The 12,328-nt window shown below is 22.9% G+C and carries 26 protein-coding genes; all 26 read right to left on the reverse strand.

Translation table 11 applies throughout. From position 1 onward, the window contains the following. Positions 1 to 294 precede the first annotated feature (294 nt). Positions 295 to 852, reverse strand: a complete 558-nt coding sequence (locus KGF52_RS18015; protein WP_227841121.1) for a hypothetical protein — start codon at positions 850 to 852, stop codon at positions 295 to 297. A gap of 69 nt (positions 853 to 921) precedes the next feature. Then, positions 922 to 1,260: a hypothetical protein gene (locus KGF52_RS18020; RefSeq protein WP_227841122.1), complete on the reverse strand. Its 339-nt coding sequence runs from the start codon at positions 1,258 to 1,260 to the stop codon at positions 922 to 924. A 256-nt stretch (positions 1,261 to 1,516) separates the two neighbouring features. After that, on the reverse strand, positions 1,517 to 1,963 hold the full coding sequence (locus tag KGF52_RS18025) for a hypothetical protein (protein WP_227841123.1): 447 nt from the start codon (positions 1,961 to 1,963) through the stop codon (positions 1,517 to 1,519). Positions 1,964 to 2,316: 353 nt separating this feature from the next. After that, on the reverse strand, positions 2,317 to 2,457 hold the full coding sequence (locus KGF52_RS18030) for a hypothetical protein (RefSeq protein WP_227841124.1): 141 nt from the start codon (positions 2,455 to 2,457) through the stop codon (positions 2,317 to 2,319). Next, entirely contained in the window at positions 2,450 to 2,701 is a 252-nt protein-coding gene (locus KGF52_RS18035) for a hypothetical protein (RefSeq protein ID WP_227841125.1), read from the reverse strand. Before KGF52_RS18035 ends, KGF52_RS18030 begins: the two co-directional genes overlap by 8 nt. 115 nt (positions 2,702 to 2,816) lie before the next feature. Next, positions 2,817 to 3,008, reverse strand: coding sequence for a hypothetical protein (locus KGF52_RS18040; protein ID WP_227841126.1), 192 nt, complete (start codon positions 3,006 to 3,008; stop codon positions 2,817 to 2,819). After that, positions 3,005 to 3,184 (reverse strand): hypothetical protein, encoded by a 180-nt coding sequence (locus KGF52_RS18045; RefSeq protein ID WP_227841127.1) that lies wholly within the window; start codon positions 3,182 to 3,184, stop codon positions 3,005 to 3,007. Before KGF52_RS18045 ends, KGF52_RS18040 begins: the two co-directional genes overlap by 4 nt. After that, positions 3,162 to 3,335 carry a hypothetical protein gene (locus KGF52_RS18050; RefSeq protein WP_227841128.1) on the reverse strand — a complete coding sequence of 58 codons (174 nt, stop codon included), beginning with the start codon at positions 3,333 to 3,335 and terminating at the stop codon, positions 3,162 to 3,164. The genes KGF52_RS18045 and KGF52_RS18050 overlap by 23 nt, the downstream gene beginning before the upstream one ends. Before the next feature lie 6 nt (positions 3,336 to 3,341). Continuing rightward, entirely contained in the window at positions 3,342 to 3,494 is a 153-nt protein-coding gene (locus KGF52_RS18055; protein ID WP_227841129.1) for a hypothetical protein, read from the reverse strand. 48 nt (positions 3,495 to 3,542) lie between these two features. After that, a complete protein-coding gene (locus KGF52_RS18060; RefSeq protein WP_227841130.1) occupies positions 3,543 to 3,803 on the reverse strand; it encodes a hypothetical protein in 261 nt (86 codons plus the stop codon). 36 nt (positions 3,804 to 3,839) lie between these two features. After that, positions 3,840 to 4,016, reverse strand: coding sequence for a hypothetical protein (locus KGF52_RS18065; protein ID WP_227841131.1), 177 nt, complete (start codon positions 4,014 to 4,016; stop codon positions 3,840 to 3,842). A gap of 18 nt (positions 4,017 to 4,034) precedes the next feature. Further along, positions 4,035 to 4,799, reverse strand: coding sequence for a VWA domain-containing protein (locus KGF52_RS18070; protein WP_227841132.1), 765 nt, complete (start codon positions 4,797 to 4,799; stop codon positions 4,035 to 4,037). Positions 4,800 to 4,815: 16 nt separating this feature from the next. Further along, on the reverse strand, positions 4,816 to 5,046 hold the full coding sequence (locus KGF52_RS18075; protein WP_107615045.1) for a hypothetical protein: 231 nt from the start codon (positions 5,044 to 5,046) through the stop codon (positions 4,816 to 4,818). Continuing rightward, on the reverse strand, positions 5,033 to 5,941 hold the full coding sequence (locus KGF52_RS18080; RefSeq protein WP_227841133.1) for a radical SAM protein: 909 nt from the start codon (positions 5,939 to 5,941) through the stop codon (positions 5,033 to 5,035). The genes KGF52_RS18075 and KGF52_RS18080 overlap by 14 nt, the downstream gene beginning before the upstream one ends. A 5-nt stretch (positions 5,942 to 5,946) precedes the next feature. Beyond that, the gene (locus KGF52_RS18085; protein WP_227841134.1) at positions 5,947 to 6,390 is read right to left on the reverse strand and encodes a hypothetical protein; all 444 of its coding nucleotides are present in this window, start codon (positions 6,388 to 6,390) and stop codon (positions 5,947 to 5,949) included. A gap of 9 nt (positions 6,391 to 6,399) precedes the next feature. Further along, a complete protein-coding gene (locus KGF52_RS18090; protein WP_227841135.1) occupies positions 6,400 to 6,753 on the reverse strand; it encodes a hypothetical protein in 354 nt (117 codons plus the stop codon). 53 nt (positions 6,754 to 6,806) lie between these two features. Then, complete coding sequence (locus tag KGF52_RS18095) at positions 6,807 to 7,238, reverse strand: hypothetical protein (RefSeq protein ID WP_227841136.1); 432 nt, start codon at positions 7,236 to 7,238, stop codon at positions 6,807 to 6,809. Between the two features lie 9 nt (positions 7,239 to 7,247). After that, a complete protein-coding gene (locus KGF52_RS18100; protein WP_227841137.1) occupies positions 7,248 to 7,688 on the reverse strand; it encodes a hypothetical protein in 441 nt (146 codons plus the stop codon). A 10-nt stretch (positions 7,689 to 7,698) separates the two neighbouring features. Next, the gene (locus KGF52_RS18105) at positions 7,699 to 8,112 is read right to left on the reverse strand and encodes a hypothetical protein (protein ID WP_227841138.1); all 414 of its coding nucleotides are present in this window, start codon (positions 8,110 to 8,112) and stop codon (positions 7,699 to 7,701) included. Between the two features lie 99 nt (positions 8,113 to 8,211). After that, entirely contained in the window at positions 8,212 to 9,210 is a 999-nt protein-coding gene (locus KGF52_RS18110) for a nucleoid-associated protein (RefSeq protein ID WP_227841139.1), read from the reverse strand. A gap of 95 nt (positions 9,211 to 9,305) precedes the next feature. Further along, positions 9,306 to 10,205, reverse strand: coding sequence for a hypothetical protein (locus KGF52_RS18115; RefSeq protein WP_227841140.1), 900 nt, complete (start codon positions 10,203 to 10,205; stop codon positions 9,306 to 9,308). Positions 10,206 to 10,236: 31 nt separating this feature from the next. Further along, positions 10,237 to 10,449: a hypothetical protein gene (locus KGF52_RS18120; RefSeq protein WP_227841141.1), complete on the reverse strand. Its 213-nt coding sequence runs from the start codon at positions 10,447 to 10,449 to the stop codon at positions 10,237 to 10,239. A 45-nt stretch (positions 10,450 to 10,494) separates the two neighbouring features. Further along, a complete protein-coding gene (locus tag KGF52_RS18125) occupies positions 10,495 to 10,728 on the reverse strand; it encodes a hypothetical protein (protein ID WP_227841142.1) in 234 nt (77 codons plus the stop codon). Positions 10,729 to 10,739: 11 nt separating this feature from the next. Then, the gene (locus KGF52_RS18130) at positions 10,740 to 11,087 is read right to left on the reverse strand and encodes a hypothetical protein (RefSeq protein ID WP_227841143.1); all 348 of its coding nucleotides are present in this window, start codon (positions 11,085 to 11,087) and stop codon (positions 10,740 to 10,742) included. 133 nt (positions 11,088 to 11,220) lie between these two features. Continuing rightward, complete coding sequence (locus KGF52_RS18135; RefSeq protein ID WP_227841144.1) at positions 11,221 to 11,775, reverse strand: hypothetical protein; 555 nt, start codon at positions 11,773 to 11,775, stop codon at positions 11,221 to 11,223. A 93-nt stretch (positions 11,776 to 11,868) separates the two neighbouring features. Next, positions 11,869 to 12,328 (reverse strand): hypothetical protein (locus tag KGF52_RS18140; protein WP_227841145.1); only part of this gene is annotated, 460 nt, incomplete at its 5' end.

Raw genomic sequence — 12,328 nt, forward strand, 5'->3', positions numbered from 1 at the left:
TTATATATCATTTTATTATTTATTTAAAATATTATATATTCATATATTAAACAACATATTTTTTTTATTATCTATATTCAAATCTATATTTATACTTTCATTTATAAATTCACATATTTATATACAAAATAAAAAAACCACTTTATATCCAAGTGGTTTTTGTATCAAACATATTTTCTGTTTCAAACAACCTTTTAAATGCCCTTAAGAAGTGTTATTCACTTTCTTTAATACATTTGTATGCCTTATAAGTTTCAAAAGCTTAAAAAGCTATTATTTAGATGCTATGCTTTCTTAAGGTTTAAATATTAATTTAATATCACTTTCTATATCAAAATCAAATTTATTAGTTAATAAGTTCAAAAACCTTTTAATTTTTAAACTACCTAAACCTTGTACTTTTAAATATACTCCTACTGATTTTATATATCTAGAATTTTCATTTTTAGTGCTTGATATGTATGGATGATTTCCAACTGCATTTAAAAATTTTTCTTTATCCAGTTCAGCAAAATAGTTAACAGTTCCCTCAAATAAATCTTGCCAAGTCTCTACATTAAGTCTTTTACCTTTTATTTTTATTGCAATGGGTTTTTTCCCAGGGATATAGTTTTGAAATGAACTTTCTATTTCTTCAGAAGTATTTTCTAAATCTATATCTATATCTATAGTATTTTTCATATCTTTTAACTCATCTATTATTCTAGTTATAAAGTCTTTTTCCTCTTTTGATATTTCTAAATAATTTAACTTTTTAAATAAGCTATTGAGCTTTTCTTCATACTTATTTATAGATAATATGAGCATTTCTTCTCTTATTTTATATATTTCATTTAATATTATATCATTCATTTAAATTCCCTCTCTATTAGTTGTTCTTCTATTAATTATATTATACCATGTTAATTTTTTCGAGGGAATTTACCTCTTTTGATTTTTAACTTTACACTCTAACATATATTTTATTAAAAATAATACTCCTACAAGTACTAGCAATACACATGAAAATACTGCTAAAGACATATTATGTATTAACAAAAGTTCTATTTGTTTAATATAATTTAGTTCATTTATAGTTATGTTTCCATCTAAGGTTTTTCCTTCCATAAGATATATGACTATAAATGTAACTAATATGTATATAACTATAAAAATAAAAAATCGAATTGGAAAAAAATATGTCAACAATTTTTTTAGATGTTTTAATTTTTCTTCATAAAACGATTTGCTTCCTTTGACACATGTAAAAATTTTTTTCATTTTTACCACTCCAAAATTAGTATAAGTACATGATTTCACTTGATATTACTAAACCTCTTTAATTTTTCTTTTATAATCAAAATAAGTTTATAAACATTTAATTACTGTTATAAACTTATCTTGATTATTTATTATATTTATCTATTATACTTTTTACCTTTTAATATTCTTGTTTCAGATACACATGCAGCAAGTGTACCTGAAGCTTAGTTTTATTTAGCAATTAATTCAGATTAATATTTATCTCATTTTGTTGTTATTCATCTTCAGAAACACATTTACATTCTTCTATGCAAGAACTATCTTTTTCATAACACATAAGAATAAGTATATGAAATATATTAATACATCCTAACAAAACAGCAATAATCATTTCAATATCTACTAAAGATACTTTTAATATTCCAAATATCTTTAATACTGCAAAAACTAAAAGAAAAATTGCTAATGTTAACTTTAATAGGTCAAATGTAACACTATCTGCTTGTCTTAAATTCTCGAAAAACTCATCTTCAATTTTCTCTGAATCTTTTGGTTTTTTAAATATAAAAGGTATTTCTAATAATAGAAAAATTACAAAAGGAATATTAAAAATAGAATATTTAAATGAAAGCCCTAAAAAAATCCATGTCATACCTGATATTACTCTACACCAAATAGTCCTTTTTCTAAAATCCATTGTCTCTTTTACTCCTTTACCCACTATAATCACGTCCTTTTTTAAATCCCTGTTTTAAATTTAATATAGCTCTTAAATAACAAATTTTTAACGTCTTTATTTCTTCACTCCTCATTTTTAAATCCTTTATCAATTTTTAAAATAGAATCAATACATATTTTTATTTCATCATTTGCCATGCAATTCATAACAATAAAATCTCTTAATATTTCCTGGCTTTCGTCTTCTAGAGATAATAGATTTTTTAATATATTTTTTACATTTTCGCTAGTATCTAATGTTTCAACAAATTGACTAATTAAATCAATATTTTCACTGATATCGTCCCCCCCCTTTACAAATAAAGTTATTATCCTTTTTTAATCTTAAAGTTATCTTTATTTATTTTTAATTCTTTCTATTAAATATTTATAATCATCTTCAGACATATATTTATGAAATAATTCATATCCATCTATTTTTTTCTTTGAAACAAAAAGCTCTTTTATTTTTTTTAACCTATTTATTAATCTATTCAAATCTATCATCCTTTAAATTATAACTATCTCTATTCATAGCATCTTCTACATCTTTTTCTAGACCTTGTGTTTTTAGAACTTTAAAAACTGATTGACATATTCTTAGTCCAATTTCTATAAATTCTTCTTTTTCTTTTTCATCTTCTAGATTAAACTCATCCATAAAATTTGCACTATATTTAAGTACATTTAATTTTTCTTTAGATAAATCATTTGATTTACTAACCGCTAGATTCAAAAGCATTAATATTCCCTCCAGTTTTTTACTAAATAGTTTTTTAATATATCAACTATCTGATAATGCCTTTTATTTCTGATAGTTGTATATTTTTCTTTATAGGTCAACTTTTAACTACCCTTTATTGTATTTGGAAGTTAACCCATTCAACAAAATCTATTTCATTCATTTTAAGTAAAAAATCAATTTTTCCATTTAATATATCTTCATATTCACCTTCAGCTTTACTAATAGAATCATCTATACTTTTATTAGAATCATAAAATGTCTTTGCTCTCCCAACTATATAATTGATTCTTGAATAATTTATCATCTCTCTACCTCGCTATTTAACCAATTTTCGGCTTTTATGAAACATACATCTTGGTTTAAACACATTTCATTTTTACAATTATAACAGTCACAATAAAAATCTATCTTACATAATAATTCAGACAATTCTTTTACATTAATATTTTTTACTTTTTCAAAATTTGTCATTTTTATCATCTCTGCTTCTCAATAAATTATATTTATTATTAGTTTCTAAATCCAATATCTTAACTCTAGAGTCTTCTGATATGATACATATATTAGTTTTATCACATAGTATACTTATACAATCAATTACCCCTTCTAATATCTCTTCCCTGTCATTCATAATTAGTCATCCTTTATTATTCTTTTGTTTTTCATCTTTGTACTTATTAACAGATTCAAATTCTTTATAAGCTTTATCAATAGCAATAAAAATGTTTTCTCCTTTATCATAAATCTCTTTTGCTCTTTTTAATTTATAATCAATTAATGGATTTTGCATTTTATCCTCCATATATTAAAAAACTTTATCTTTAATTCACTAAAGTTATTAAATTGTCATTTTACTAACTTCTATACACCAGTTTGGAGAAACAGAATATGGATAACCTTCTTCAGATTCTTTAAAGCTATAGCTCCTTTTATCTAGGTCATTTTCGCTTATTGTAAATTCAATCCCATCAACTGATTTCATCCAATAATTATTCATATTCTTAAGAGAATTGATTCCCAAAATAGTATATATATTATTTTGTCTATCCAAATATTTTTGTTTATCAAATACATATGTTTTTCCTATTTCAAATCGCAAACTCTTTCCCTCCCTTTAGGTGCTAAAATTAAAACTTTAGTTTTTTATATCTTTTAATTGATAAATATCATTAATTTCACCACAATTACAACATTTCCATCTTTCTTTTGTTCTATTTTCCTCATTAACATAAAAGTATTCTGCAAACTCTTGTTCTTCTATACCTTCACAGTGAATACAATCTAATGTAATTTTATTACCTTTATCATACATATCTTTTAATCTCCCTTATTATAATGTTAATATTTTCTTATCCTTAGCTTCTTTGAGCCAAATAGGTAACTCTTTCATAACATTTTCATACAATTCTGTATCTGATATTTCATTTATATCTTTCAAAGAGAAAAAATTAGCATTGTCTATTACTCTTCCTGGTATATTATCTAATAACTCTAGAAATTTAAACCTTTCATTTCCGACACCTACAAATTGCCAAAAGATAGGTTTATCAGAAGCTTCTATTATTATTTTTTTAGCTTCTTCTTTATCAGAGTTGTCTCCATCTGTAATAAAAATCACATATGTTGGATTGTTATTCTTTTCAATATTCATTGTAAAATTAATAACATCTTTCATGATTGGAGAATAATTAGTTCCTCCATATACATACTTATTGTATAAATCATTTTCTTTAACATAATTAAAAAAATTATCCATAGTTACATTTTTTTCTTTAAAAAATTTATGATTAAACAAATAAAGCTTTAGCTCCCCATCATCATCAAATTTAAGAGCCATTGGTAGTAATCTATTAATAACATTTTGAATTGTGCCATTTATATACAAGTTTGAAGTTGAACCAGAAGCATCAATTACTACAATGACATTAAATTTAACATTATTTATTCCATTGAACTCTTTTTTTGTTAAACATATATTGCTTATAGCTTTTTTTCTTAAATCAACTTTAGTTTTTGCTGATTCTAAATCCATACCTAAATTTTTATTAGGTTCATCATGATTTTTTTTGTTTTTAAAATTAAATATATTCTTCATAGCAATCTCCTTAGTTTTAATTAAAGCTTTTATTATGATTTATTGATTTCATTTTTATATCTTCTTCTAAATTTAAAAGCTCAATTATTAAACTACTTTTTAAGCAATCCTTTTCATAAAGCTCTCTTATCCAGTAATAAAATTTATACTTATATTCAGTTGTATAAACATAAGTAGGTAAATTATCATAATCACTTAGTAGTTCATCAAATTTTTTTAAAGCTAAATTAACATTAATTTGATTCATATATTCCCCCTTTATATTGTTCAAATCTTGAGCAACTTCTAAAAATTATTTTATTATTAACCCATCGTTGTAATTTTCTAATTTCTTTATCAGAGTTATCTTTGTCATATATCATTATGAATGGGTCATATCCTAGTTCTTTTAACTTATAAACTCTATATAAGTTTTCTTCCATTGTAGTATTATAATTAACTAATACATACACTTTAAGCTTTTCATATCCAAAGTTAGTTTCTTTTTTAAACCATTTTAATTTAGGAATTATTTTATCAGTCTCTCCCATGAAATCCCAAGCAAAATGAATCCTATCTATCTTAATTCTTTTTATTTTTTCTATATTCTCTTCAGTCAATAGCCTAGCATCTAGACCTTGTGAGAAGTCTACATATGCTTTTGTATAAATTAACTGCTCCAATAACTCTAGATGTTCTTTAGAAGCTAATAAATTAGCATCTAATAATTTTATCTTTCTTTGACCATTCCAAAACTCATCTATATCTGCAACCTTTTTAGCTCTTATACCCTCTTTTTCTGAAACAATACAAAATGAACATTTTCGAGGACATCCTCGTGTTAAAAATCCATATGATGTATCCTTTATGTTATATAAACTATAGTCAGGATATTGATGCTCTATTTTATTATCTAAGCTTTCTCCTCCAGATGGATAATAGTAACCTGTCCCACCTTTTATAATCTTTTTAGCTTTTATATTCCAAATATAATCTTTGGAATTTGTAAATACTTTACTCATATATACTGTATCTATATTTGTTGAGAATAGAGGTTGGTACCATTCAATACTATTTCCTTGTTGTTTATGCCATGACGATAATTTCATGAGTGGTAAATTTGGAAAATTATGTCCATCAACATCAATTAATCCTACTTTCAATAAAATCAAATCCCCCTTAAAGTTTTATGTATATCTTTTCCATCATTTTTATACCTTATAGTAAAGTACTTATTAACTATTTCTTCTATTCTATTGTAAGAATGATTATTAGAAATTATCTTTTGTATTTTTTTATTAACATCAAAACTTTTTAATACTAATGCCTTTCTTTGATATTCTTCTGATACACATCTGAAATAATCTATATATGGTGAACTAATAATATATAGCTCTGAATGAACATCTTTTATTATGTATTTTCTTTTTATATGTTCACTATTAAAAACACTTAAATCTATTTTTTTTATATAATCTTCTCCTTTTATATATGTATATAATTCTTTAGCAAAATTTAAATAACTTTCTGTAAAACTATTCTTATCAAATTTAACAATAAATGTATGACAAGAATAATAATATCTAGATACAATTAGTGTGTATTTATACATAACTACTCCTTATATTATGATTTGCATATTTAGTAGATTTTTATTTTCATACTTATTTCCTATAATTTCACTTTTATCAAGCCAATAAATTAAATCTTTTCTTATATATTCACTATTTAAAGGTTTTACATAAAAGCCAAGATGCTTATTTCCACATGGTTGATGATATTCTCCAAATTCAATTATTCCAAATCCTGCATACTTACTTTTTAATATATCTCCCATACATGCTTCTTTACCTTTAGAGTCATATCTATCTGTATAGAATAATATACATTTTCTATTAGCTCCTAAGGGTATTTGGTCATGCTCATACATAATTTTTTTATCTTCATCCCATATTTTACATTTTGAAAAAAACATATCAATATTCCTTTCTTAATTTCAATTATTTAAATAATTCGCTTACTATATTTTTAAATTGTAAATAATAAATATATAGGAACCACTAAAAAAAGTAATAAAATCATTACAACACATACTATATCTACATATTCAGAGTTTTTCGCTGACATATATTCTTGTTTACTTGAAATAAAGTCATTTATTGACATTAGAAATAATACAGGATTATTACTTCCACATTCTTCATATATAATTAATTTTTCAGGTCCTTGCTCTTTACCATGATATAAGTTACCTTCTTCATTTTTATATATTAATGTGTACAATTCATTAGATTTATTTAAAGCTTTAAAATGTTTATCTTTGCATATTGATTGTCTTGTATTTTCATTATGAATGTCTTGTAATTTATCATTTTCAACTGGTAAACTTATTCCTACCACTTTATATCTTTTATACATTCCATCTTGATATATATAATCGGTTTTTACTATATCACTCATTTTACCTCCTTATATTTGATACTTAATAACTAGTATAAGAATAGAAACCACTGTAACAGTAAGAAGAAATATCGAAGCAAATATAAGTTTTAAAGCTTCTATATTTTTTGCTGGAGTAAACATTTCATTTGATGAAATAAATTTCTTTATTGATATAGCAAATGCTCCTAAAGAATCATACAGGTTTTTATATATAACTAATTGTTCAGGATTTTGTTCTTTATCATGATATAATTTACCTTTAATATCTTTGTATATATTGAGTTTAGAAAAATTTGATTCATATTTAACATAAAAAGAGCTATATTTATAAACCTCATTTTTCATATTTTCATCATATATACTTTGTAGTTTAAATTTGTCAACAGGAATACTTGTTCCTATAGTCACACATTTATTTTCATTATTAATATTTTTATAAAGAAAACCATTTCTTACTGTATTTTTCATATTATAACTCCTATATTCCAAATATAATTCTCCACATGATGAAGATTATTAAAAACGAAAGTATCAAGGTTACAATGTTATCAAGTAAACCTATAGACGAAGAAAAAGGATTTATATTATTTGTTTTTTTATCAATCATATAAGTGAATTTCTTTAAATCCATTGCTAATATATAATTAGAGTTAATTGTATTTGTATATATAACTAACTTACTTGAATTTTCTTCTTTATCATGATAATAATTATTTTTTTTGTCTTTATATATTGCTATATTTGAAATAAATTCACACTTACATATATTTCTTTCTAAATTTTTATCATATATTTGTTGTAATTTATGTTGTTTAATTGGTAAACTTATTCCAATAGTTTCATAAACCTCATTATTCTTAATATCTTTATAAGTAAAAGGGTATTTTATCATTTAATTTCTCCCTAATTGATTTAAATTCTTTAAACTAACCAAAAGAACCATACTAAATATGGGTTTGGTTCTTTTGGTTTTATATGAAATCTATATTATTTAAGAAAAAAAGCTTACATTCTTAAGAACTACATTTATAGTTCCATCTGGATTATTTGTTATTCCATATTTCATTGGGTCTTCAAAATCTGATAGATTTCCTTTTAATTCAAATCCATTATCTGTTTTTATGTTTCTTTTTTTAAGTTTTTTCTCTATCCATTTTTTATCAACTTCAAAGCTTTTATCTACATCCTTTTCCTCTAAATGGTCTTTTAAACTTTCTTTTAACTCTTTATCATCTATATGATTTTCAATAAAAACATCAATATCTATATTGTTTTTTTCTTTTAACTCATAATTTAAGATACTTCTTAAATCTTCTGCTTTTTTTATATCATCATTAAGAGCATTAGTTATCCAATTTTCAACTGTATTTTTAAACATTTTTGTTTTATATTTATCATCGTATACTCTTTCTGCACTTAAAAAATCTGTAACAAATTTTGATTCTAAATTTTCTTTTTCAGCTTCTTTATCCAAAAGCATTAGATGATATTCATCATTTATTCCACTTATACCTATCACTGCTGCTTGTTTATGACTCACAACCTCTGAAATAGCAACCTCATTTGGAGTCATTTGGATATTAAATTTATCATCAGTATAGTTTATTGAATGATTATATAACCTTTTGTAATCTAGCTTTAATATGGCTACATTAGTTTCGCCTTTTGTTGAGTATAAGCAAATTGCTAAATCGCAAGAATCTATGTCTGGAGCTAGTGACATAATCTCAAATAGATATGATGCTATTTCCTTTGAATTGTCTATGAATGATTCTCTGTCATAAATAATTTGTTCACAACATTTTTTTATTAAATTATCATTATAGTCTTTAAAAATACCTTTTCTTAAACTATCATCCCTTAAAACCTTTTTTATTGCTCTTGTAAAAAATATCTCCATATCTTGATTTATTCTTCCTTCAAAATCATTCAATACTGGAACATCACTATTTTTATCCAAAACATGTATTATAAATTTTTCTATTACCATCTAGTAACACCATCCTTTTATTTTAGAATTTCTATTACATTTTTAATAAAAAATATGTAGTATATTATTTTTTCTTTACACCAACTTAGGATACTTTATAATCTATAGTTTCCACATATATACCTTCTACACTTAAATTCCTCTTTTGTAGGATTGAATAATTCAGAAGCTTTAATATTTACACATTCAGTATTATTTAAAATTCCCCACCAAATATTATCAATATTATGATAGACTTTTACTCTTTGAAGTCTTCCATTATATCTAAAGTATTTTATATCACCATTAAAAATAGTTTTATTATCTCTATCAATATTATTTAAATTGTTGTCACATGTAGTTCCATCAAGTTCTTCTAAATCAAAACATATATCATTTTGTAAATGGTACTCTGACATTGCATAATCATATTTAATTCTGTTAACAGCTAATTTAAAATCTATATCTACAATATATATAGCTTCAGGAACAAGATTTTCTATAAATTCAGCTATTTTATTTGTTTCATTTATGTACATAAGTCTTGTTAGATAAGAAGCTCTATCAAACTCAAAATAATAATTATCTTCTTTATTATTTAAATTATTACTTTGAAAAAACTGAATTAGAAATCCAGTTCTAAATACAGTTGCAATAAACTCTAAGTCTCCTTTTATTCCATATACTCCTCTTTTGTCTTCTTTACTATATTCTGAAATTATATGATGCAAAAACTTTTCTTTATCTTTTATATAGTAGTCTATAAAAGTACAATATTTATTGTTTGGATTAGATAGCTGTTTAAGAATAATATTTTTTTTAGATAAGCTATTAAATTTCATATCGTTATTATTAGAAATATTAAATCCTCTTTTTTTCATAAAACTCAGTACCTTCTCTAGAAGAATATAATGTGATAAATTGAAAATCTCTTTATTACTAAATTTTTCATCTGTATTATTTATAAAGCTAAAGCTAAACAACTTTTTATTTGTTTTATATGAGTAATTTCCCATACATTACCCCCTCGTTTATTAATATAATTACTTAACTCCAAAAAGGAGCAGCTTCAAAATTCTTTTCATTATTAAAGATTTCAACTATATGATAATTATGTAATGTTCTATTTTTATACTTTTCTAACCAAGTAATAAACGCTCTCTTGTATTCTATTGTGTATACATGGTCTGGCAATCCATTCCATGTCCTTAGTATTTCATCAAATTTTTTAATTGCTTGTAAGTTAGTTATTTTACTCATTTTTTCTCCCCCAAACTTAAGAAATTTATTTTATTTGTGCTAAACTCATCCAATCTCTTTAGATGTATATAAATAATATTGAGGATTAAGCATACTTATTTCTTCTAATGTATCATTGTAAAATCTACAAATACCTTTAACTTCTTCAATACTAACTTCAATATATTCATCTGTTTTATTTACTATAATGCCAATAATATGGTTCTTATTTCTAAACTCATGATTATATTCACTGCATTTCAAATATACAATTTGTCCTTTCTTTAATTCATTATTCATAGTTACCACCTCTAACAATTAACAGCCTCAAATTCTTCTAATGCATTTAATATTTCCTTGGACAATCTTTTTCTTATTTTCCCATCTTCTTTATAAAAATTATCTTTATACAAAGTAATTTCTTTAGACTTAACAAAATATTCTCCATCTAAAATACTTCTATAAAATATCTTTATTTGTGTAGCTTGTACATTCTCTGTTATTTTTAGATATTCATTTCCTACATAACCTTTAATTACTTTTATCTCTATTGTATTTTTATTAAAATCTTTTCTATTTTTAACTGTATAAAAACCATTATTTGTTAATATATTTTTATTTATTATTCCAACTTTAAATGGTATACCTGAATCAAACATATTATTCTCCTCTCATATATATATATTAATTTAATATATATATAATATTTACTGTATATACATATATCTAAGCTTATATCTTATATAGTAAATAATAATCATATTAATAAATATTAAATATCTTATTTATTATTTATATCTTATTAGCTATTTTTATAATTCCAGAATTCAATATAGAGTTTGGTGTCATATTTTTATGAATAATTAATTCTCTTATTTTTAATATTTCACTTTCAGTCAAATTTCTTTCAATCTTCTTTGATATATAGTACTTTGCGTTATAACTCCTATTTGTATATAAAAGCATCCTTCTCCCTTCAGCATCTAAATTTTTATATCTTTCTTCTCGGTAATGCTTTAATGCTTTTGGGCTACAAATCTTACATCGTGAAGAGTGTTTATTTTTGGATAAAGAAGAATAAAAGCTTGATAAAGGCTTTACAATACCACAATAAGGACAAATCTTTACATTATTATTTAAAAATTCAAGATAAGTTTTATCTTTTGTCAATTTATTCAAAATAAAATTATAATATTCTTCTTTATTTTCTTTTTTTTGGAAATCAATTCTTACAAGTTCATATATATAGTTATTAAGCTCCTCTCCTTTTAAATATCCTGATACTTCAAAACTCTCAAGTATAGCTTTAAAAATACTATTACATTTTTCTCTATAATATTTAATCATAATAAACTCCCCCTAGAATCTATATAATGTATTGCATTTAAATCATATCTTTAGTTTTAAATACAATATATTATTAATGTATATATATATTTCTTATCTTTTATATAATAGGTTTCTATTAAATGATATTTCTATTATTTCTTTAAAATATATATTTTCTGTATATATATCATTTTTTCTTATCTCATATAGAAATTTTTCTCTCTTTTCTTTGTTATATATATCTGTATAAGATATATGTCCATTAAAATATGTAAAATATGAATTATTCTTTATTTTTATATCAAATATTTTTCCATTCTTATTTATTTTTATATTAAGTGTTTTTCTTGTTTTATCTGATATTATTCTAGATATATTTCTTAATTTTTTTGCATTATCATCATTATTAAATATATCTAGTTGTTTTTTTATATTTTCTATAAATTTTAGATTTAAGTACAATTCCTTACTATTCTCTTTAATACATATAGTTGCTTCTTTTTCTACTTCATCATTGAAATTGATAATAGAATTATATATTTTAGTCAAACTAATTTTACTTGTATTGTAT

The sequence above is a fragment of the Clostridioides sp. ZZV15-6597 genome (assembly GCF_020657815.1).
Taxonomy (GTDB): domain Bacteria; phylum Bacillota; class Clostridia; order Peptostreptococcales; family Peptostreptococcaceae; genus Clostridioides.

What these genes read in the sequence shown, in the direction of transcription:
- KGF52_RS18015 (WP_227841121.1), bottom strand. Translation starts at nt 852, where the DNA reads ATGAATGATATAATATTAAATGAAATATATAAAATAAGAGAAGAAATG.
- KGF52_RS18020 (WP_227841122.1), bottom strand. Translation starts at nt 1,260, where the DNA reads ATGAAAAAAATTTTTACATGTGTCAAAGGAAGCAAATCGTTTTATGAA.
- KGF52_RS18035 (WP_227841125.1), bottom strand. Translation starts at nt 2,701, where the DNA reads ATGCTTTTGAATCTAGCGGTTAGTAAATCAAATGATTTATCTAAAGAA.
- KGF52_RS18040 (WP_227841126.1), bottom strand. Translation starts at nt 3,008, where the DNA reads ATGATAAATTATTCAAGAATCAATTATATAGTTGGGAGAGCAAAGACA.
- KGF52_RS18045 (WP_227841127.1), bottom strand. Translation starts at nt 3,184, where the DNA reads ATGATAAAAATGACAAATTTTGAAAAAGTAAAAAATATTAATGTAAAA.
- KGF52_RS18050 (WP_227841128.1), bottom strand. Translation starts at nt 3,335, where the DNA reads ATGAATGACAGGGAAGAGATATTAGAAGGGGTAATTGATTGTATAAGT.
- KGF52_RS18055 (WP_227841129.1), bottom strand. Translation starts at nt 3,494, where the DNA reads ATGCAAAATCCATTAATTGATTATAAATTAAAAAGAGCAAAAGAGATT.
- KGF52_RS18065 (WP_227841131.1), bottom strand. Translation starts at nt 4,016, where the DNA reads ATGTATGATAAAGGTAATAAAATTACATTAGATTGTATTCACTGTGAA.
- KGF52_RS18070 (WP_227841132.1), bottom strand. Translation starts at nt 4,799, where the DNA reads ATGAAGAATATATTTAATTTTAAAAACAAAAAAAATCATGATGAACCT.
- KGF52_RS18075 (WP_107615045.1), bottom strand. Translation starts at nt 5,046, where the DNA reads ATGAATCAAATTAATGTTAATTTAGCTTTAAAAAAATTTGATGAACTA.
- KGF52_RS18085 (WP_227841134.1), bottom strand. Translation starts at nt 6,390, where the DNA reads ATGTATAAATACACACTAATTGTATCTAGATATTATTATTCTTGTCAT.
- KGF52_RS18090 (WP_227841135.1), bottom strand. Translation starts at nt 6,753, where the DNA reads ATGTTTTTTTCAAAATGTAAAATATGGGATGAAGATAAAAAAATTATG.
- KGF52_RS18095 (WP_227841136.1), bottom strand. Translation starts at nt 7,238, where the DNA reads ATGAGTGATATAGTAAAAACCGATTATATATATCAAGATGGAATGTAT.
- KGF52_RS18100 (WP_227841137.1), bottom strand. Translation starts at nt 7,688, where the DNA reads ATGAAAAATACAGTAAGAAATGGTTTTCTTTATAAAAATATTAATAAT.
- KGF52_RS18105 (WP_227841138.1), bottom strand. Translation starts at nt 8,112, where the DNA reads ATGATAAAATACCCTTTTACTTATAAAGATATTAAGAATAATGAGGTT.
- KGF52_RS18110 (WP_227841139.1), bottom strand. Translation starts at nt 9,210, where the DNA reads ATGGTAATAGAAAAATTTATAATACATGTTTTGGATAAAAATAGTGAT.
- KGF52_RS18115 (WP_227841140.1), bottom strand. Translation starts at nt 10,205, where the DNA reads ATGGGAAATTACTCATATAAAACAAATAAAAAGTTGTTTAGCTTTAGC.
- KGF52_RS18120 (WP_227841141.1), bottom strand. Translation starts at nt 10,449, where the DNA reads ATGAGTAAAATAACTAACTTACAAGCAATTAAAAAATTTGATGAAATA.
- KGF52_RS18125 (WP_227841142.1), bottom strand. Translation starts at nt 10,728, where the DNA reads ATGAATAATGAATTAAAGAAAGGACAAATTGTATATTTGAAATGCAGT.
- KGF52_RS18130 (WP_227841143.1), bottom strand. Translation starts at nt 11,087, where the DNA reads ATGTTTGATTCAGGTATACCATTTAAAGTTGGAATAATAAATAAAAAT.
- KGF52_RS18135 (WP_227841144.1), bottom strand. Translation starts at nt 11,775, where the DNA reads ATGATTAAATATTATAGAGAAAAATGTAATAGTATTTTTAAAGCTATA.